The organism is Brucella sp. NBRC 12950, assembly GCF_030268145.1.
Lineage (GTDB): Bacteria > Pseudomonadota > Alphaproteobacteria > Rhizobiales > Rhizobiaceae > Brucella.
In genome coordinates this window covers 1-21108 of record NZ_BSQC01000028.1, presented here as the reverse complement: position 1 = coordinate 21108, position 21108 = coordinate 1, and the positions used below count along the sequence as shown (strand labels likewise).

Sequence of the window (21108 nt, the reverse complement as noted above, 5' to 3'; positions counted from 1 at the left end):
ATCATGACCGTAAACGTCACCGAGCATCTGTGGATCACTCTCAAGGATGGCACCCGTCTTGGTGCGCGCCTGTGGCTGCCTGAAGGCGCCGAGGAAAATCCCGTGCCTGCCGTGCTCGAATATATTCCCTACCGCAAGCGCGACGGCACGCGTGGCCGCGATGAACCAATGCATGGCTACTTCGCGCAGAATGGCTATGCCGCGATCCGCGTTGACATGCGCGGCACGGGTGAATCTGATGGCCACATGGCCGACGAATATATCCAGCAGGAACAGGACGACGCGCTCGAAGTCATTGCCTGGATTGCGGCGCAGCCTTGGTGCAGCGGCAATGTCGGCATGATGGGCAAGAGCTGGGGTGGCTTCAACGGCCTTCAGGTTGCAGCCTGCCGTCCGCCAGCATTGAAGGCGATCATCACCGCCTATTCAACTGACGACCGTTTCCGCGACGACATCCACTACATGGGCGGCCTGTTGCTCAACGATAATCTGTGGTGGGGCACGATCATGCTCGCTTATCAGTCGCGTCCGCTAGATCCGGCGATTGTGGGCGCTGGCTGGCGCGATGCATGGATTGAACGTCTGGAACGCCTGCCGTTCTTCCCTGCCCTCTGGCTCGAACACCAGCATTACGATGAATATTGGAAGCATGGCTCGGTCTGCGAAGATTGGTCTGCAATCCAGTGCCCGGTTCTCACAATCGGCGCATGGGCCGACAGCTACACCAATGCTGTTCCGCGCCTGCTCGAAAACCTTCAGGTCCCTGCCCGCGGCATTATCGGTCCTTGGGGCCATGTCTATCCGCAGGACGGCCTGCCGGGTCCCGCAATCGGTTTCCTGCAGGAAGCGGTGCGCTGGTGGGACCAGTGGCTTAAGGGCATAGAGACCGGCGTTATGGACGAGCCGAAACTGCGCGCCTATCTCTGCGATACAATCGAACCAACCGGCTCACGCGATTTCACCAATGGCCGCTGGGTCGGCGAACAGAACTGGCCATCGACCGAAATAACGCCGAAGCCTTTCGCGCTGGGTGCTGACTTCACGCTGGGCAAAGCTGATGCAGCCAAGGGCATATTGTCGATCTCCTCGCCAAACAGCCACGGCAAGGCCGGTGGCGAATGGATGGCGACGGGTTGCCCTGGCGAACACCCAACGGATCAGCGTCTTGACGATGGCGGCTCGCTCAACTTCGATACCGCTGTTCTCGCCGAAGACCTCGAAATTCTCGGCGCGCCAGTTGCACGCCTGACATTTACCGTCGATCAGCCGGTTGCACAAATTTCGCTACGTCTCAGTGATATTCTGCCGGATGGCCGTATCACCCGCGTCAGCTATCAGGTCTTCAACCTCAACCACATCAACGGACATGACAAGCCAGAAATGCTGGTGCCGGGCAAAACCTATGAAATCGCGATCAAGCTCAACGATAGCGGTTACAGCTTCAAGAAGGGTCATCGCATCCGTCTTTCGGTTGCAACCGGCTACTGGCCGATGGTCTGGCCATCGCCTAAGAGCGTGACACTGACGCTCGACACCGCTTCATCGGTTCTCGATCTGCCTGTGCGTCAGCCATCTGCCGACGATGCTAATGTTTCCTTCCAGAAGCCTGCGCATGGTCCGGCAACACCGATGACCCAGCTTGATCCGGGCAGCGTGCGCCGCTGGACCGAACAGGACCACGTCACTGGCGAAACGCTCTATGTGACGGAAGGCATTGGCGGCTTGTTCGGCGAAGGCATCTTGCGCTTTGACGATCTCGGTACGCAATTGAGTCATAGCCTCAAGCGTGAACTGCGCATCAATGACAATGATCCGCTATCGGCGTCTTATGTGCTGACACAGGCCTATCAAATGGGCCGCGAAGGCTGGATGATCGACATTGAAAGCACCACCAAGATGCATTCCGATGCCGAAAACTTCTATATTTCCGGCGTTCTGACGGCCAAGGAAAATGGCGAGGCGGTCAAGACCCGCGAATGGAACCAGACCATCGCGCGCGATCATCTCTAGTCCATAATGCTCGACAAAAAATACCCCCGCGTCTAACGCGGGGGTATTTTTATGTCTAAATTTCAGTCGTTAAGCAAAACGGCGGAGTATAAATCCCGCAGTTTTCTCCTGATGCAATCAGTGCGAAGCTTGATTGCGGACCTTGGCAACCTCAGCAGCAGATACGGCATCAGCCTTGTTGCCCCAAGCCGAGCGAACAAAAGTTGCTAGCTGAGCAACTTCATCATCCGTCAGACGATCGGCATAGCCCTGCATTACCAGACGCATAGGACGCTTCTCGGTCGAAGGCACTTCTGCACCATGCAGAATGATCGAGACCAACGGCTTCACTTCCGAACCCGTGACCAGATCATTAGCTGCCAGTTCCGGGAAGATGCCAGGAGCACCCTTGCCTGTCACAAAGTGACATGCAGCGCAGTTGTCGAGGTAAAGACGTGCGCCGACTGGCATGTTCGGAGATGCTTCAGTCAGCAACTTTGCAGTCTCTTCACCCGCGGCATCTGCCGGAGCGGCTGGAAGTGCCGTCGGTGCCTTGACTGCAAAATTCTCAGGAACTTCGACAGCTGCGCCATCGATACCCTTTAGGAAAGCAGCAATCGCCAGAGTATCAGCATCAGTCAGGTGCTGGAACGATTGCTCGACTGCCAGACCCATTTCGCCGTTTGCGGTCGAATGGGAATTACGACCGGTTGCGAGATAGGAAGCCATTTCCTCAACGGACCACTTCTGAGGTGCCGACTGTGGGCCACGCAACGAAGGTGCATTCCAGCCGTCGACGACACCACCCGTAAGGAAGGTCTTGTCGCCAACCTGAACGCCGTCCTGCGCCATCAAAGCATTGCGCGGGCTGTGGCAGGCAGCACAGTGGGCTGCACCTTCAACCAGATACTGGCCACGTTCCTGAACTTCGTTCTTACCGGCGGGCGTGAAGCCAGCCTTGTTGTTGAGAGCGAGCCAGTTCCATGCGCGGATACCGAAGCGCATGTTGAACGGAAAACCGAGTTCGGTCTGCTGCACTTCGTTCTTCACCGGCTCTACTTCATGCATGAAGTAGTCGTAAAGCGCGCGGACATCTTCCTCGTTCAGCTTACGATAGTTTTCGTAAGGCATGGCGGGATAAAGATGCACGCCATCGGCACGAATGCCATCATAGAGCGCTGCGCGGAACTGATCGAGTGTCCAGTTGCCGATGCCAGTTTCCTTGTCCGGAGTGATGTTTGTCGTCCAGATCGTGCCCATTGGGCTCGCAATCGCACGGCCACCGGCAAACGACTTGCCGCCTTCTGCCGTATGGCAAGCCATACAGTCGGAAGCATACATCACATATTCGCCCTGCCCCTTTGCAGGCTTCCAATCAGCAGCAAGCTCTTGTGTTGACTTGGTCAGTTGCACCGGAACAAACAGGAATGCGAGAAACGCGATAATTCCAAAGACGACCAGAACGCCGATAATGCGAAGAAGAGTTTTCATCACTATTCTCCTCAAACCAACGGACGTGGATTAGAAAGATACTGCGTACGGATCGCATGAGCAGTCCAGTAAGCCAGACCACCAAGCAGGCCAGTCGGGTTATACTGCGTGTTCTGCACGAAGTTACCCGCACCCAACATGAAGACGTTATGCTTGTCCCACGCTTGCGAGAAGCGGTTGACCACACCTTCACGCGGATTAGCCGACATGGTGTGCCCGCCCGTCGTATGCGTCGTCTGATAAGGACGAACGTCAAACTGTGCTCCTTCCTTTTTGAAGGATGACTGCATCAGGTCCGGGTTCATCGTCTTGGCCAATTCTTCCGCCTTGCCCTTCATGAACTGGGTCATCCGGATATCGTTCGGATTCCAGTTGAAGGTCATACGCATCAGTGGACGGCCGTGCGGGTCTTTATAGGTCGGATCAAGATCCAGATGGTTGGTCTTGTAGGCCATAACGGAACCGTGAGTCCCGATGTTCATCGAATGACCATACCACTCAGCAATTGCGCTCTTCCAGCCTGCACCCCAACCAGGCGTGCCCGAAGGAAGCGTCATGCTTCGGATCGGTTGGCCGTTGGTCTGTCCCGAACGCCAATAAGCACCACCGATGAAGCCTTCACGACCAAAGTCGATCTGGTTTACACCGAAGTCATCGATGCACATGCCGTTCGCCCCTGTACCAATGAACGGGTTGAACTCTTCGTTCTTGAAGAAGAGTGTCACGCCGCCTGTCAGCTGGTAAGCGTAGTTACGGCCAGTCACACCCTCGCCCGTTGCAGGATCGTAAGGCTTGCCGATGCCCGAAAGCAGTGCCAAATGCACGTTGTTGAGTTGGAACGAAGCCATGATGACGATGTCGGCTGGCTGGAAGACTTCTTCCTGCGTCTTGTCGTCAAAATAGGTAACGCCAGTTGCAGTCTTGCCGTCCGGTGCCATTTCGATACGCAGAACTTCAGATTCCGTACGGTATGAGAAGTTCGGCATACGCTTGAGCGCATCCAGAATGGTTGTCTGGGGCGATGACTTCGAATACTGGTAGCAGCCGAAACGCTCACAGAAGCCGCAATGGTTGCACGGCCCCATCTGCATGCCATATTCGTTCACATAGGCAGTCGATGCGATGCCGCCCGGCGACGGGAACGGGTGATAACCCATGGCCTTTGCTGCGTCGGCGAATTTGCGGCCATCCCAGGTCGTGTGCATTGGAGGCATCGGATATTCGTTCGAGCGCCATCCTTCAAAAGGATTGCCGCCCTCAACGAGCTGGCCCTTCAGATTACCTGCCTTGCCGGAAATACCAGCAACACGTTCGAAACGGTCGAAGAACGGTTCCATTTCGTCATAGTTCACAGGATAGTCGCCAAGAAGCATGTCTTCCGGGATGATCTGCTCACCCCAGTTTTCTAGAACATGCGAACGAAGACGCAGTTCTTCTGCCTGTGGGCGCCAGTTCAGGCCGTTCCAGTGCGTGCCGGCACCGCCGACACCGTTGCCCGGAAGGAACGAACCGAAACTGCGGTAAGGCAGGGCGGTTTCACCCTCATTGCGGCGAACTGTAACTGTCTGCTGGCTTGCGCGTTGCATCATCTTGAGGCGCACGCCGTATTTCAGCTCATCGATCATGTTCGGATATTTGAAATCCGGAACGGTGTTCTGGTCGTGACCGCGCTCAAGAGCGACGATTTCAAGACCTTCCTGCGCCAACTCCATAGCTAGAATCGCGCCTGTCCAGCCGAGGCCAACAATGACCACGTCTTTTTTCTTTTCCTGACGTGCCATTTTTAAGCCCTCTCGCCCTTGATCGAAACCGGGCCTAATGGGTAGCGAACATTGTAACGCTCAACCCATTCCTTGTAGCTGCCGCGAGCACCGGGAAAACCGATATAGCTCCACGACTGCATACCGTGATTGCCGCCATACATCGGGTCGGCAAAATAGCCTTCCTTGGTGTTCTGCAAAAGAATTCCGAAGAACTCGCGCAGTTCTGGCTGCAAACCAACTTCACCCTTCTGAAGGGAAGTCAGCGCTGCGTCCTGCTGCTCGGCATTGAGTGCCGAGAAGGCAGCGCCATATTTCTGCTCGCACCAACCGTTGAATGCTGGGATAGCCTGACGATAGATCTGAGCAGGATTGAGCGGGGTCTGCCAACCGCGTGTCGGGTCCGCAGAAGCGTCATGAGGGCCGACCATATACCAGTCGTCTGCACGACCGTAGTCGCCAGCGAGCTGAAGGTCGATGAATACAGGAACACGGGTTTCGATAGCGCCTGGGCCATCACCGTCAGAGGGGATCAACCTTGCCGTAGCGGCGAGGATGAAAGTCCATTCAAGATCATTAAAATATTGGCGTTCGTATTGTTCGAGAGCAACAGGGGGCGTCGACTGTTGCGCCTGAGCTGACACAGCCAGTCCTGAAAGCATCACGCTTGCTGCGGAGGCTTTCAAAAAGGTGCGCCGGCTCGGATAGCCGGGGAGGTCGGTCATTTGTCGTTTCCTGCCGATTAGGTGGGTAAGACTGTTAAATTTGTTTCGGGGGATTCCATATATATCATGGCATTATGAAACAAAGTGCCTCGTTATACAAACATTTGCCACAATTCAAATTTCGAGAATCCGGTTTGTTTATAGGGGTCGAGACCGACACTGCTATAAATGGCAGTTTAGCACCTTAGAGAAATTATAAATTAAATAATGAATTCAAAGGGATGATTTATCTAAAATCACGGTAAAACTTGTTAAATAATTTCATATTTTCTCATGTGCACAAAACCGTGATCAGGCTCGAAATCCCCTCTTCCGAGCCATAACTAAGTCACGATTCTCTTGGCATTCGCGGCAAACTTGCCAGCAGTTTTCGCGTATAGGCATGTTGCGGATTGGCAAGAATTTCGCGCGTATTACCCTGTTCAACGATCGTGCCCTTTTCAAGCACGATCAGTCTTTCACAAAGCAAAGCCACGAGTGCGATATCGTGCGAAACAACCACGAACGTCGTGCGTTCAGACAAAGTCCGCATGAGATCGATGATACGCGCACGCGTGGTAAGATCGAGCGCGCTCACTACTTCATCAGCAATAATAAGGTCAGGATTGGCGACAATCGCACGCGCAATCGCGATACGCTGACGCTGACCGCCGGAAAACTCATGCGGATAACGTGTTGCTGCATCTTCTGGAAGATCGACAGCAGCCAGTGCTTGGGCGACAGCCTGCACTATGTCCGTCTCGATTTTTAGCGAGCGCAGCGGTTCAGCTATGATGTTGAACACGCGCTGGCGCGGATCGAGTGAAGAATAAGGATCCTGGAAAACCGCCTGCACGGAACGGCGAAAGCCCCGCATGAAGTTGCGGTCTTTGATGTTGAGCATCTGGCCGCGAAAATTCACATTGCCTGACGTTGCAACCTGCAACCCCAAAAGCAGTTTGAGCATGGTTGTCTTGCCGGAGCCAGATTCACCCACAATGCCAAGATTGCTGCCGCTTTCAAGCATGAGATCGATGCCATGCAGCACGGTTTTGCCGCCACTATAAGCGAAGGAAACGTTGGAAAGATCGATGAGGCTCATCGCGCCACCTCCAATGCAGCGTCGAAGGCACGCGCGGCAGCAACTAGTCCCTTGGTATAGTCCTCAACGGGATTGGCAAACAGCGTAGTTACTGGTCCCTGCTCAATCAAATTGCCGCGTCTGAGCACGAGCGCTCGCTCGGCAATGCTCGAGACGACCGGCAGATCATGGCTGATGAACAAAAGCCCCATGCCTTCATCGTGAACGAGTTGCTCAAGAAGTTTAAGGATTTCTGCCTGCGTCGTCACATCGAGCGCAGTTGTCGGCTCGTCAGCGATCAGCAGTTTTGGCCGGCAGGCAAGCGCCATGGCAATCGCAGCACGCTGGCGCTGGCCGCCCGAAATCTCATGAGGCCATGAGCGGGCAATGCGGGTTGGTTCCGGCAAGGAAACGCGATCCAGAAGCCCAATAACCTCGCGTTCGAGTTCCGCTTTGCCAAGCTTGCGGCCATCGCGCAACGCGCGGCGCTGCACCACTTCCGCTATCTGTTTGCCGATGCGCATCAGCGGATCGAGCGCGGTCATCGGCTCCTGAAAGACGGCGGCGACGCTTCGTCCACGCAGCGGAACAAGCGTACGATCACGCGCCCCGATAATCTGGTGGCCTTCGAGCGTGATAGAGCCGCTTGCTTTCATGCCTTCCGCAAGCAGTCCCATGACGGCCAATGCGGTCAATGATTTGCCGGAGCCGGATTCACCGATCAGGCCGACACGCTCGCCCTGCGCAACCGAAAAAGACACGCCAGAAACCAGAACGCGGCCAGCAGTTTCGATCTCAAGATTTTCAACGTTCAGCAATGGGCTCATTGTTGCCTCCTCCGCGTTGGATCGGCCACATCGCGCAAACCATCTGCAAAAAGATTAAGCCCGATGACGAGCGAAACGAGCGCCAGACCCGGTGCGATTGCACCGAAGGGAGCTGTATAAACCGAAGCCTGCGCTTCCTGCAGCAATCGTCCCCAGGACGCGTTTGGTGGTGGCGCGCCAAGCCCAAGATAAGACAATGAAGCTTCGGCAATCACGGCGAGCCCGAACTGCAGCGCGAAATTGACAATCAGTGTCGGCCAGATGTTCGGCAGCACATGGATACGAACGACACCAAGCCACGAAGTGCCCGAAATGCGCGACGCTGTGACATAATCCATCGCCAGAACGCGTTTGGCGAGAATGCGGGTCAAGCGCGCGACGATGGCTGATGCAGCAATGCCGATTGCGAGAATAGCGGTCAAAAGGCTTGCGCCATCGCTTGAAGCGACGATCAGCATGGCAAGCAACAACGTCGGAAAAGCAATCAGAATATCGAGCGTTGCAGCCAGCATATCGTCGAGTGTCTGCGTCGCAAAAGCAGCCAGAACGCCGATGGTGACGCCGATCACAGCGCTGATAGCGACGGCTCCGAGACCGACAAAAAGCGCGATGCGTGAGCCGACCATGATCTGTGTCATCAAATCGCGACCCAACCGGTCTGTGCCGGCCCAGTGTTCCCATGATGGCGCTGCCAGCCGTCCACCAACCATGTCACCGACCCCATAAGGCGTCCAGAACAGGCTAAGCAGTGCAACAACGACATGAATGCCAACAAGAATACCGCCGACTACGAGCGGCCAAGGCAATCGGAAACGTTGCGAAGATGTGGTGACGCTGCTCATGCGCGGCCTCCCGCCGACCGGCTGCGCAATCGCGGATCGATCAAACGTTGCACCAGATCGGCAGCGAAGCCGACCAGAAGAACCAGCAAAGTAGAGACAAACAAAACGCCTTGCACATTTGGATAATCACGCTGCTCGATACCCAAAAGCAGCATGGAGCCGAGGCCGGGGAGCGAGAAAACCCGCTCTACCACCACAGCGCCGAGAAGCGTTGAAGCGAGTTCGATACCAAGGATCGAAATCACAGGAACCGCGCCATTGCGGATGCCGTGACGGATCAGCGCTTGCGAGAACGTGGAGCCCAGCGCGCGCGCAGTGCGCAGATAATCGCTGCCCAATACATCCTGTGTTGCAGAACGAACATAGCGGATAAGCGATGCCGACATGACGATGGCAATAGTGATGACCGGCAATGTCAGTGACTGAAATGCAGCAGGTGCTGATTCCCATCCACGCGATGGAAAACCACCCGATGGAAACATGCGCAATTTCACCGCGAACACCCAGACGAGAAGAATGCCGATCCAGAAAACTGGCACGGCGATGCCCAATTGTGAGATCACTGAAATGATCGAGCCATACCAGCTTTTCTGACGCACGACCGACAGGATGCCGAGTGGCACGGCAATGATGATCGCCAGCACGAAAGCCATCAGTGTCAGTGGCAGCGTCACGATCAGGCGTTTGCCGATTTCAGTCAAAACCGGCGCGCCGCTGACAAAGGAATTGCCGAGGTCAAAGCGCACAAGTGAGCCGATGAACTGTGTGAATTGCTGATAGAGCGGGAGGTCGGAGCCGACCTGTTTACGCGCGGCTTCAATCTGCGCGGCGTCAGCACCAACCGAAACCAATGCATTTGCTGGATCACCCGGCAAAAGGCGCAGCAGCAAGAACAGAACGATAGCTGCAACGAATACCGACAGGATCAGAATGGCCGAACGGCGCAAAATATAGGCAAGAATGGCGAATACCTCTCGGGCATGAGGGGCAGCTTTTTACCCTCTTGAATATGCGATAACGCCGCCGGAAAATAATTCAGGCGGCGCTTCGTGTCGAGTATCAGTTCTCGATTATGGACAGCTGATTAGCTCTCCGTTTTCTCAATATCATAAGCAAAGAACTGTGAGTTCAGACCATTGACCGGATAGCCGCTGACTGACTTTTTTGAAACCACGATCTGCGGATAGAGGTAGAACCAGTTGCTGGCTGCATCTTCTGCAATGATCTTGTTGGCTTCGGTCAGCTTGGCCGTCTGTTCATCGGTGGTGGAGCTTGCTTCGGCTTCCTTGATAAGATCAACAACCTTTGGGTTATTATAGCCCCAATAGAAATCCGGATTGCCGTAGAATACGATATCGCGGTGGTTCACATGCTCCTGCAAGGTCGCCTGGAAATCATGCGCCTTATAGACCTTCGTGTACCATTCATTGGCCGTGATGATGTTGATGTTAACCTTCACGCCGATTTTGGCCAGTTCGCTCTGGATGAACTGCGCTGCAATCGGGTGCGGGTCATAGTTCGGCGTATCGATGGTGAAGCTGAAGCCATTCGGATAGCCCGCTTCCTTCAAAAGCTCCTTGGCGCTTTCAGGATTATAGGCATCGACCCCGGTCAGATCGACATACCAGGGATCTGTTGGTGGAACGAACGAGCCGATCAATGTGCCATAGTCGCCCCAAACGGCGTTCAGCAGCTTCTTGTCGTCGATGGCACGCGCCAGCGCCTTACGAACCTTTACATTGTCGAAAGGTGCGACGCGGTCGTTATAAGCAAGAAGCAGCTTGGTCGTGGACTTGCCTTCACTGACGGTAAAGTCAGGATTGTCTTTGAACTGAGCCAGCGAATCCGGGCTTTGAACCGAGGTGACGATGTCAACCGAGCCAGTCAGAAGCGCATTGTTGAGTGCGCTTGCATCGGTGAAATACTGGAAAACAACCTCTTCGTTTTTCGGCTTGGTGCCCCAGTAACCGTCAAAGCGTTTGATGGCGAGCGATGAACCGCGGCGCCAGTCTTCCAGCGCGTAAGGTCCAGTACCATCTTCCTTCGATTGGAAATCGGTCGCTTCGTCATTCACAACCCAGACATAGCTGAGATTGTATGGCAGCGAGATCGAGCGGGACGAAAGCTTGACGACGACAGTTTCATCATCTGGCGTTTCGATGCCTGTAATGGTCTTGAGGCTGCTTTTGCGCGAGCTTTTGGATTCAGGCGCTGCAACACGCTCGATGGAGAACTTGACGTCCTTCGAGGTCAGCGGTGCACCCGAATGGAACTTGACGCCGGGCTGAAGCTTGAACGTGTAAGTCAAACCATCGTCGCTGACCGTGTAGTCCTTGGAAAGAACCGGCTCAACTGTGCCATTGTCGTCCAGGCGGAACAGCGCTTCATAAACGTTGCCGTTAAAGGCTTCATTGATGCCCTGACCTGCGCCGGCAGTGTTATCGAGGTTCTGCGGCTCGTAGAGCGATCCGATATTAATGGTGGCATCGGGGTTGCTTTGCTGCGCATGAGCCTGAGCGAACGAGCCGAATGCGAGCGCAACGCTTAGCGCTGTCGTAAGACCCCAGTTGCTAAAATTCATTTTGCGATTACGAATGGTCAAACCGCTCATTTTATTCTCCTGCTTCGAGGTCGCCACAAGGCCCTCAGTTGATACAGGTTATACAGCGACCGTCAGACCATCGATAAGCGGTGCAGCTGTGCTATCCGGGGATTCTTTAGAAGATTATTCTATAATAAACAAAACTGGTAGTTGATTTATCCTTCACCATAGGCTGATACTCATCAACAGCCAAAATTGAGTTATCAAGCCACTCGCTCTTATATAAACGACTACAAACCAAAGGCTGGAGATGTAGAATTGCGGCCTGTTGGTCCAGTGGCCGAAATTGCATCCTAAATCGCATTGAGAGAACATGATGAACCAGATTGATCGCACCAGAAGCCAGTCTCTTCTGAGAGCAGCAGGGCTTGATGCGCTTGCGCTGTTTCAGCCCGAAAACTTCCGCTATGCGACTGGTGTTGCAGCCGGTGTTGCGACGATGTGGGGTCGGGCGGGTTCGGCAATTGCGCTGGTGCCAGCCGATGAAAATGCAAAACTCGGCGTGGTCATCAGCGATCATGCCTATGCTGCTGCCGCGCATCTTGGCGACAGAATCGATTTCCGCACCCACCGCATCTGGATTGATATGGTGACGGTAGAAAATGCCAGCACAATTGAAGACATCAATGTGGCCTACAGGCAGGCAAACAATGTCGGCCCGCGCGCCGAGACATTTGATCAGGATGCAGCTTTCAGGCTTTTAAGTGATCTGCTGGCAGAGCGTGGGCTTTCCAAAGCGCGTATCGGCGTTGATCTGGAGTTCATGCCAGCAACTGATTTTGCAGCTCTCAAAAAAGCACTTCCATCGGTTGAGTGGCAAGATGCTTCCATTCTCGTCAAGCGCCTGCGCCTTATCAAGAATGCGCGGGAAATCGAGTATCTGCGAAATGCAGCCCATTATGCAGAAAGCGGGCTGGAAAATATGCTGAACACCGCCAGACGTGGTTCCAGCCTGAATGCGCTTTCAGCAGCCTGGCTTGATGGTGCCACACAGGAAGCCAGCCAGAATGGTCAGGTTCTTTCCGGGCATTGGGCTTATATCTCGACCGGCCCTGATCTTCAGGACATGAAGGCCGAGCTTAAAGAAGGTGATCTTGTGAAAGCCGATGTCGGCACGCTCATCAACGGTTATTCTTCAGATGGTGCGCGCACTTATGTCTGCGGTAAGCCCGATCCGCTTGCCAGCGAGATCTACAAGGTGTTGCAGGAAAGCTTTGCGGTGGGCGAAGCGCTGTTAAAGCCCGGTACGCGGTTCTGCGATGTCCATGCGGCAATGCTTGGCATCATGCATAAGCGCGGTTTCAGCGAATATTATCGCGGCCATTTTGGCCATTCGGTGGGTGCGGCCGTTGGCATTGAAGAATGGCCGTTTATCTCAAGCAGCAACGAAATGCTGATTGAACCAAACATGGTGCTGGCGCTGGAAACACCGTTTTACGCCAATGGGCTCGGTGCGCTGATGATCGAAGAACAGTTTCTGATAACCGAAAGCGGTGCGCAAAGCATGAACAGGCTTTCGAGGGAGCTGCTATCCATCGGCTAGACAAAGCCGCTCGATGACAATTAGTCGCCGCCTGCGATGTTCCGCTCGCGGCGACGGCGCTTCCATGGCCATTCGCCGTCGATCTCCGCTTCCAGCGAAAAGCTGAGGAAGGTTCTGATCAGAACGATAAGGCCCAGCAAGCCAACGCTTTCCCACGTGAGCGGCGAAATGATGGTAGCGATAATGTCGGCACCGATCAGGATTTCGAGGCCAAGCAGAATGCCGCGACCGAGATTTGCGCGGTAGCGGGTATAGGCATTCTCGCCCGATACAACGAACACATCCTTGAGATAGATAAGCGTTGCAACGGCCACGCCGATAATGATGACGGAGACACCGAAGAACTCAAGCGCGGATGCCATTGGCTCCAGTATTGGCGCAATCAGACTTACAAATTCGCCGCGTTCCGCACCCGCATTCATCCTATCCATCCCCTGCCCGTTAATCAGCAATCAAAACCTATCGCTAAAAGTTTAAAAAGATGCGGCAAGTCTCCCCGCCGCATCTTTTATCATTTCAACATTCAAGCCTGAATGAAAGCCAGAAGATCAGCGTTCAGAACATCGGCATTGACCGTCAGCATACCGTGCGAGAATCCCGGATAGGTCTTGAGCGTGCCGTTCTTGAGAAGCTTGATCGCCTTAAGTGCGGCATCCGCAATCGGCACGATCTGGTCGTCTTCGCCATGCAGAACCAGTGTTGGCACGCCGATAGCCTTGAGGTCTTCCGTCTGGTCGGTTTCAGAGAAAGCCTTGATGCCTTCATAATGCGCCTTTGCGCCGCCCATCATGCCCTGACGCCACCAATTCTGGATTACGCCTTCCTGCACATTCGCACCATCACGGTTGAAACCATAGAATGGGCCTGAAGGAACATCGCGGAAGAACTGGGCGCGGTTTGCTGCAAGCGCTGAGCGGAAGCCGTCAAACACTTCCATAGGCAGGCCTTCCGGATTGGCTTCTGTCTTGAGCATCAGCGGAGGGACTGCGGAAACCAGAACCGCCTTAGCAACGCGACCTGCAGGTTCACCATGCTTGGCGACATAGCGGGCGACTTCGCCACCGCCGGTCGAATGGCCAATATGCACGACATTCTTGAGATCAAGCGCTTCAACAACCGCAAAGGCGTCAGAAGCGTAATGGTCCATATCATGGCCTTCGGAAACCTGAGCCGAACGACCGTGACCACGGCGGTCATGGGCTATAACGCGATAGCCTTTTGAAAGGAAGAACAACATCTGGGCATCCCAGTCGTCCGAGCTCAGTGGCCAGCCATGATGGAACATAATTGGCTGTGCATCCTTCGAGCCCCAGTCCTTGTAAAAGATTTCGGTGCCGTCTTTTGTGGTGATAAAGCCCATGGTGTTTTCTCCTTCGGATGAGATGTTGGTGGTGTTGGTCTGAGTTGTTTCTGCGAGAGCCAAACCGGCTGGCAGTGAAATCGTTGCAGCAAGTGCTGCGCCTGTAAGCAGAATGTCGCGACGGTTGATGATTGTGGAAGTGCTTTTCATTCTCTGTGTGCGGACGCTGTAGTCGGCTTTTACGTGCATCTTGTTCTCAAAACCGGTTTCCAATTTTGAGAGAGATGCTGCAGCGTCACCTTTCTGCCTGTTGCGTTGTTCGATGGGTGGATATTGCGCCATTGCACCACTGCAAACAATTGCAATAATTATTTCGATACTATTGTCTAAAATGTAATTATTGACGCATGGTTGGTCGTAATCCGTGCGCGGGGGCTACACAGACCAAAAACTTAAGCGATCAGTTCTGAATTGGATTTTCGTAAGCTGAGCCACCACACTGGCTCCAGATAACCCAGGCGCCGACTACGGCGCCGGGGTAATTTGAATGAGCGCGCGTCCTAAACCGTATGAAACGGCTTTCCGAACAAGTTGCGCTTTAAACGGCCCAGCAGGCGCAGCCCAGCGCTCCAAAGAAGCCTTTGAGATCGCCGATTGGCAACTGTGAACCCCATGCTGCCGCATGATCATGCCCATGAACGCCACAACTGTTCGAGCAGCCGCATGTGGAGATTGCAGTGCGGCGAAGGCTGTTTTTGCCAGCACCTTCCGGCTCGCCCCATGCCCCATAGCCCCCGAATTTACGCACCGGCGACCAGTCAGGCATTGCAGGCGGAATTGGGTTGTCATCCAGATCTTTGAAGGCGTTTGCACCATAGACAACCTTGCCGCCAACCATGGTCAGATCGGACGTCAGGAATGAAATCTCGTCTTCGCTGCAATTGAAGAAGTCTTTGTCCGGCACCACCAGATCAGCGAACTGACCCTTTTCAATGCGGCCTTTCTTACCTTCTTCGTTGGAGAACCATGTGACCTTTTCCGTCCACATGCGCAGCGCTGTTTCACGGTCGAGACAATTGCGGCGCGGATAAAGCTGCATACCACCAACCGTCTTGCCAGTAATCATCCATGACAGCGAAACCCACGGATTATAGGATGCAACGCGCGTCGCATCCGTACCTGCCGAGACATGCACGCCTTTCGAGAGCATCTTGCCTATCGGTGGGGTCACTTCTGCCACTGCATGACCATATTGCTCGACGAAATATTCACCCTGATAGGCCATGCGGTGCTGCACGGCGATACCACCGCCAAGTGCTGCAATACGATCAATCGAGCGATCCGAGATGGTCTCGGCATGGTCGAAAAACCAGTTCAGGCCTTCAAGCGGAATGTCCTTATTGACCTTTTCAAACACATCAAGCGAACGGCTGATGGTTTCGTCATAAGTAGCGTGCATTCGCCATGGCCAGCGATTTTCAGCCAGAATTCTGACGATCTCCTCCAGATCATCTTCCATTTCCGGCCCCATATCCGGGCGCGGCTGACGAAAATCCTCAAAATCGGCGGCGGAAAACACAAGCATTTCGCCCGCGCCATTGTGACGGAAATAGTCGTTGCCTTGCTTGTACTTCACCGAAGCCGTCCAGTTGAGGAAGTCTTCCTTCTCTTCCTTCGGCTTTTGCGTGAAGAGATTATATGCCAGACGCACAGTCATCTGACCTTCGTCGGACAATTGCTGAATGACTTCATAGTCATCCGGATAGTTCTGAAATCCGCCACCCGCATCAATCACACCGGTCACGCCAAGACGGTTCAGTTCGCGCATGAAATGGCGGGTCGAATTGACCTGATATTCCAGCGGCAGCTTTGGACCTTTGGCGAGCGTCGAATAGAGGATGCCTGCATTGGGCTTGGCAAGCAACAGGCCCGTCGGGTTGCCATTGGCATCACGCAGGATTTCACCACCTGGAGGGTTTGGCGTGTTCTTGTCATAGCCGACAGCACGGAGCGCTGCACCATTGAGAAGTGCGCGATCATAAAGATGCAGCAAGAAGACCGGCGTATCAGGCGCAATCGCATTGATTTCTTCAATGGTTGGAAGACGCTTTTCGGCAAACTGATGTTCGGTAAAGCCACCAACCACGCGCACCCATTGCGGCGCGGGCGTTACAGCTACCTGCCGCTTGAGCATGTCCATGGCATCGGCCAGCGAACGCACCCCATCCCAGCGCAGTTCCATATTGAAGTTGAGACCACCACGCACAACGTGAGTGTGGTTGTCGATAAGACCCGGCAAGGCACGACGACCTTTCAGATCGATCTTGCGGGTCGTAGAGCCTGCATGGCCAAGCACTTCTTCATCCGTACCGACCGCGGTAAAAATGCCGTCCTTGATTGCGACAGCCGAAGCTGCTGGATTTGTGCGGTCAAGTGTCGTGAATTTACCGTTATAGAGAATGATATCTGCGGTCATGAAATCGTACCTTCTGTGGCCTACGCTGAATTAATAGCAGGAATCGCTCAATGAAATTGCTTGGGCAGTCAGGCTTATCTTGAAAATGTACCCATTTCCGCACACGCTTGATAAGCAAATTACACATCACCGTTTCGCTTCGCACCCTTACGTTCTGCGACCGACTGCCCGGATGGCATATGGCCGAATACATGCGGTTTGACCTGATGCAGCCATGAAATAACTGCAGGTTCTTTAGCCATAATGGACTTTGCAAAAGGAATGATCTGCTCGCCAGCCAGAATGCCTAACAGTCCGATTAGCGCCACCATCGGTGGCGCGGGCGAACGAACATTGAGCAAGCTATAGATGACACCAACCAGAATGCCGGCAAACAGCGATAAAACATAGATTTTCACAGGCACACCTCCAGTTGGCGATAGTTGATCAGTGACCTTCGGAGGCGTTGAACATGGTCTTGGCATAGATGATACCCAGACCATAAGAACCGCCGAACTTCTTGGCGATTCCTGTTGTCATCTCGTAAGTCTGCGTGCGCGCCCAGTCGCGCTGGAGTTCAAGCAGATATTGCAGCGATGTCATCGGCTGTGCGCCTGCCTGCACCATACGGTCCATGGCGCGATTATGCGCCTCATCGGAAACATCACCGCAGGCATCGGAAATCACGTAGACTTCAAAGCCCTGATCAAGGGCCGACAAAGCAGGACCGACAATGCAAACGCTCGTCCAGAGACCGCTGAGAACGATGCGCTTCTTGCCGATGCCGTTGATTTCATCGATGACGGATTCGTCTTCCCACGTATTCATGGAGGTACGGTCGAACAGCACCTGACCGGGGAAGGCATCGGTGATTTCGTTGAACATCGGGCCGGAGAAGCTCTTTTCCGCAACCGTTGTCAGAATGGTCGAAACGCCAAAGCCTTTGGCACCATTTGCGACCAACGCCGCATTGTTGCGCAAGTTTACAGCGTCGATATTCTTGGTTGCAAAGGACATCTGCGACTGAAAATCGATCATGATCAGCGTGTGATCAGACGGCGTCAGCAGTTTCGATCCCGGTGTAGCGGTTGCAGTCAGGGCCATATCTTTCCTCGGCATGAAGCACATCCTAAAAAAGACGCGCGTTAAAGCTCTTGGTATCCAGGCGTCCATTATGGCTTGCCGAGCTGCTACCCTTCTTGTCATCCAGTCGCAAAAATTGGATGTTTTTATCGCGTGCTTTGTACAAGACTGCTATGGTCCACTTATACCCACCAGAGGAAACCTCACATGTCGCGACACACTTCGGCGAGCAATCAGTATATGGAATATATACGCCCGAAGGAGGATACGACGGTTTATTCAAGCGTGCTCAACCAGGGGATGGTGACGGCCACGCGGATTACACGCAGCGCTCCGAATTTCGGCTTTGTCGATCAGCATGTCACTGAAGATGCCTTCATGCTCTCAGTACAGCTCAGGGATTATCATGGTGATCTCTGGGTGGATGGCAAGAAGGTGGATTTTCCTGCAAGCCATAAAGGCAACTTCACGCTCTATGATTATAACCGCATCTGGCAGGCAGATATGAAGTCGGCCTTCGATTGCGTGAATTTCTATCTTCCACGCAGCGCACTTGTTACTCTGGAAGAAGATTTCGGTTCTCGAAAGGTGGAAAACTTCAATGTTCTGCCGGGTGCAGACATTGCCGACAATACCATTCGCGGCCTGACAGAAGCACTGTTGCCCGCATTGGAAAATCCCGCGCAGGCAAGCCGCCTGTTTGTCGATCATGTCGGGCTGGCGCTTGCCATGCACATGGCTGCGACTTATGGCACGGCCGAACTGCGCGCTCCGGCCCCGACCGGCGGGCTCGCGCCATGGCAGCTCAAGCGCGCAATGGCAATCATGGATTCAAAACTCGATGGTGATATCCCTATTGCCGTCATTGCCCAGTTCTGCGGATTATCTCCGTCTTATTTTACCCGCGCCTTCAAGATCAGCACGGGAATGCCACCGCACAAATGGCTGCTCAAGCGCAAGGTAGAGAAAGCCACGAACCTGCTGCGCACGACGCGGATGAGCTTGAGTGAAATTGCTGTCGATTGCGGCTTTGTCGATCAAAGCCATTTTACCCGTGTCTTCTCAAAGGCCATTGGTGCAGCGCCCGGCCAGTGGCGCAAAAGCATTAATTCATAAACGGCAACGTTACGCTTAGCGATAACGCCTGCGCCACATGCCAGGCGCTTCGCCGACAATCTCCGAAAAGACCCGCGTAAAATGGCTTTGGTCTGCAAAGCCACAGGACAAAGCAATTTCGGCAATCGATGTACCCGCAATCAGCATGTCGCTCGCCTGCGCGACCCGATATTCAATCAGCCAGCGATAAGGCGTCTTGCCAAAGGTTTCCTTGAAAGCCCGCATGAAATGACTGCGAGACAGGCTGCAGGCATCTGCCACATCTGAAATAGAAAAATCGGCATTGAGATGTGCGGCGAGAAACTCGGTTGCCCGACGTTCCTGCTTCAGAGAAAGAGTGCCCTTGCGCTCATGGGGAAAATAAAGCCCGCCATAGGTTTGGGTGAGATGAACCATAATGGCGAGTTCGATCTGTTCAAGAAACACTGTACTCGCCAGGTCCGGGCGATCCAGAAAAGGCAGCAAGGCCCGCGCCAAACCGAGGACAACGTTGTCAGTCGCACAATGAACATTCTGCAGCGTCCTGAATTCCGGACGTCCGGCTTCCTCTGCAAAAGCACGAATATCAGCGAAAGGAATCCGGAACTCTATATCGTCGAAAGGTGAAAGCTGGTGCCTTTTCCACTCCCGGCTGAGTTCTGCAATTGCTAACGACCCCTCGTTTCGCGCCCCATCATAGACCAGACTTCCACCACACCAGAGCTTCTGCAGTCGAAGGTCTGTGAGCTGGGTGGTGATACTGAAGGCTTCTTCATTGGATAACACATCTTCGAGCGGCATCGCCTCGCCCGGAAGATGGCGGCGCATGACAGTCATCGCCGACATTTGCATCAGCGATTTGGTGATACCGGGTGTTGTCTGCTCCGCACGATCCATTGCGTCACTCTTATCTTTGCCCGAATGGCCGTCTTCAAAACTGGACACCATCAGTGATAAACCGATTTTCGCCACAGGCCGGGCGATACACCTGTGGTGTCGACAAACCTGCTTGCCAATGCGCTCTCGCTTGAAAAGCCGCAGCGGCTCGCAACCTGCTTGATTGTCAGCGAACGATCTTTCAGCAGAAGCTTGGCGTGTTCGAGTCTGATTGCCATTAACCAGGCCTCCGGCCCAATGCCTGTGCTATTGCGAAAACGAATGCTGAATTCACCAACCGGCACACCGATGGAAGCTGCGATTTCGGTCACGGAAATGTCTTCGCCATAGTTTTCCGACATGAACTTCCTGGCGCCTGTTTCCTGCCAGATTGAAAGGCCAGTTTCTTCCGAGATCGCGGCAAGCTCCGGCTTTGCTCCCTCATGCAGAAGATGCGCGCAAAGTGCAGTCGCTATGTGCTGTAGCAATGCCGGATGAAATGTATTGGCATAATCAAATAGCGGCAGAAGGGCTGTTCCCAGATTGGCAATCACCTCATCCGCCTCGCCGCGTCGGCAACGCAGATCCCTGGCTACATCAGAAGCCGTCAGTGCCGAGGTTTCGGCAAACAATGTGCGTGGCAGCACGAAGGCCAATGCGTGCAGGTTGCTATGAAGAACAATTGAAGCGCCCTGCTTGATGTCAATAAGGCAGACCGTATTCTGCGGGTAAAGCTTTGGCGCAAGAAAGCGCTCGCCATTCTCGACGTCACCGTGAACGGTATCCGCGAGATAAAGCATCATGAAATAGGCGTCACTGGCCGGGATATCGATCTTCGGCGTTTCATCGCGGCCAAGCTTTCTATGCAACTTCGTCACATTGAACTGCGCCACTTTCAAAGGAACCGTCGTTAGAGCCGGAGCATCAGGAACACCAAAACGTGAACCGATACAATCATTGTCAAAATGCGATTTCAAAACTCCCCCCAGCCGAACCCCCATTCACCTAAACTTGTTTGGTTGTTGGAGTTCACATTCGGAACCAACGTAGAATTGCCAACATTCCTACCTGAAAGCCCACTTCAAGTCCTGAACAAATAGCACGCAGGAACATGGTTTTATTGTAAATTCCTGACCTTTACAGGCGTTTAGCGTCTCATCAAGACATACCTTATTCTGCCATTTTTCCGCCTTACACTGTTCACATATACTTGAATAAACCGTGTCGTCTTGGACATTCTGCCCGTTTCAAGGGTTTATTGTCTACTATTTGAGATACAATCTGTGAACCAAACGGTAGCTAGGCGCAGCCGATTGAAAGGCCTATCTCTTGGTCATCGAAACGACGAACACAACGTCGCTTCACAAAACCAAGGAGATAGAAAATGAAAAAGTTTGCTCTTGCTGCCGTAGCCGTTGCCCTTAGCGCCGGTGCTGCTTTCGCTGAAAATCCAAATGTTG

18 protein-coding genes are annotated in these 21108 nt (G+C 53.8%); 3 read left to right on the top strand and 15 right to left on the bottom strand.

Features of this window, described 5'->3' with window-relative positions; translation table 11 throughout:
* Positions 1-3: 3 nt before the first annotated feature.
* Positions 4-2010, top strand: a complete 2007-nt coding sequence (locus QSJ70_RS26855) for a CocE/NonD family hydrolase (protein WP_285541221.1) — start codon at positions 4-6, stop codon at positions 2008-2010.
* A 117-nt stretch (positions 2011-2127) separates the two neighbouring features.
* On the opposite strand, the gene QSJ70_RS26850 is transcribed toward QSJ70_RS26855, so the two are convergent.
* From QSJ70_RS26850 to QSJ70_RS26815, 8 genes are all read right to left on the bottom strand, one after another.
* Positions 2128-3480 carry a cytochrome c gene (locus QSJ70_RS26850; RefSeq protein ID WP_215778822.1) on the bottom strand — a complete coding sequence of 451 codons (1353 nt, stop codon included), beginning with the start codon at positions 3478-3480 and terminating at the stop codon, positions 2128-2130.
* A gap of 11 nt (positions 3481-3491) precedes the next feature.
* Positions 3492-5261: a GMC family oxidoreductase gene (locus QSJ70_RS26845; protein WP_285541219.1), complete on the bottom strand. Its 1770-nt coding sequence runs from the start codon at positions 5259-5261 to the stop codon at positions 3492-3494.
* Positions 5262-5263: 2 nt separating this feature from the next.
* Positions 5264-5965, bottom strand: coding sequence for a gluconate 2-dehydrogenase subunit 3 family protein (locus tag QSJ70_RS26840; protein ID WP_215778820.1), 702 nt, complete (start codon positions 5963-5965; stop codon positions 5264-5266).
* 328 nt (positions 5966-6293) lie between these two features.
* Positions 6294-7046, bottom strand: coding sequence for an ABC transporter ATP-binding protein (locus tag QSJ70_RS26835; protein ID WP_285541214.1), 753 nt, complete (start codon positions 7044-7046; stop codon positions 6294-6296).
* A complete protein-coding gene (locus QSJ70_RS26830; RefSeq protein WP_285541212.1) occupies positions 7043-7852 on the bottom strand; it encodes an ATP-binding cassette domain-containing protein in 810 nt (269 codons plus the stop codon). Before QSJ70_RS26830 ends, QSJ70_RS26835 begins: the two co-directional genes overlap by 4 nt.
* Positions 7849-8694, bottom strand: a complete 846-nt coding sequence (locus QSJ70_RS26825; protein ID WP_285541210.1) for an ABC transporter permease — start codon at positions 8692-8694, stop codon at positions 7849-7851. Before QSJ70_RS26825 ends, QSJ70_RS26830 begins: the two co-directional genes overlap by 4 nt.
* Positions 8691-9641 carry an ABC transporter permease gene (locus QSJ70_RS26820; protein ID WP_285541208.1) on the bottom strand — a complete coding sequence of 317 codons (951 nt, stop codon included), beginning with the start codon at positions 9639-9641 and terminating at the stop codon, positions 8691-8693. Before QSJ70_RS26820 ends, QSJ70_RS26825 begins: the two co-directional genes overlap by 4 nt.
* 137 nt (positions 9642-9778) lie before the next feature.
* A complete protein-coding gene (locus QSJ70_RS26815; RefSeq protein WP_285541206.1) occupies positions 9779-11305 on the bottom strand; it encodes an ABC transporter substrate-binding protein in 1527 nt (508 codons plus the stop codon).
* Between the two features lie 307 nt (positions 11306-11612).
* Between QSJ70_RS26815 and QSJ70_RS26810 the strand changes: the two genes are divergently transcribed.
* Positions 11613-12839 (top strand): M24 family metallopeptidase, encoded by a 1227-nt coding sequence (locus QSJ70_RS26810; protein ID WP_285541233.1) that lies wholly within the window; start codon positions 11613-11615, stop codon positions 12837-12839.
* A 20-nt stretch (positions 12840-12859) separates the two neighbouring features.
* Here the strand turns inward: QSJ70_RS26810 and QSJ70_RS26805 are convergent, their stop codons facing one another.
* The 5 genes from QSJ70_RS26805 to QSJ70_RS26785 all read right to left on the bottom strand — a co-directional run bounded on the left by QSJ70_RS26805 (position 12860) and on the right by QSJ70_RS26785 (position 17692).
* A complete protein-coding gene (locus tag QSJ70_RS26805) occupies positions 12860-13261 on the bottom strand; it encodes a DUF1622 domain-containing protein (RefSeq protein ID WP_215778811.1) in 402 nt (133 codons plus the stop codon).
* A gap of 101 nt (positions 13262-13362) precedes the next feature.
* Positions 13363-14199: an alpha/beta fold hydrolase gene (locus QSJ70_RS26800; protein WP_352231032.1), complete on the bottom strand. Its 837-nt coding sequence runs from the start codon at positions 14197-14199 to the stop codon at positions 13363-13365.
* 538 nt (positions 14200-14737) lie between these two features.
* Entirely contained in the window at positions 14738-16615 is a 1878-nt protein-coding gene (locus QSJ70_RS26795) for an amidohydrolase (RefSeq protein ID WP_285541203.1), read from the bottom strand.
* 119 nt (positions 16616-16734) lie between these two features.
* Positions 16735-17013, bottom strand: a complete 279-nt coding sequence (locus QSJ70_RS26790; protein WP_215778806.1) for a XapX domain-containing protein — start codon at positions 17011-17013, stop codon at positions 16735-16737.
* Positions 17014-17041: 28 nt separating this feature from the next.
* The gene (locus QSJ70_RS26785) at positions 17042-17692 is read right to left on the bottom strand and encodes a hydrolase (protein ID WP_285541231.1); all 651 of its coding nucleotides are present in this window, start codon (positions 17690-17692) and stop codon (positions 17042-17044) included.
* Positions 17693-17884: 192 nt separating this feature from the next.
* On the opposite strand from QSJ70_RS26785, the gene QSJ70_RS26780 reads away from it, so the two are divergent.
* Positions 17885-18793, top strand: coding sequence for a helix-turn-helix domain-containing protein (locus QSJ70_RS26780; protein WP_285541200.1), 909 nt, complete (start codon positions 17885-17887; stop codon positions 18791-18793).
* 15 nt (positions 18794-18808) lie between these two features.
* Here the strand turns inward: QSJ70_RS26780 and QSJ70_RS26775 are convergent, their stop codons facing one another.
* On the bottom strand, positions 18809-19720 hold the full coding sequence (locus tag QSJ70_RS26775) for a helix-turn-helix domain-containing protein (RefSeq protein ID WP_285541197.1): 912 nt from the start codon (positions 19718-19720) through the stop codon (positions 18809-18811).
* Positions 19720-20625 (bottom strand): helix-turn-helix domain-containing protein, encoded by a 906-nt coding sequence (locus QSJ70_RS26770; protein WP_285541195.1) that lies wholly within the window; start codon positions 20623-20625, stop codon positions 19720-19722. Before QSJ70_RS26770 ends, QSJ70_RS26775 begins: the two co-directional genes overlap by 1 nt.
* Positions 20626-21108: the final 483 nt, after the last annotated feature.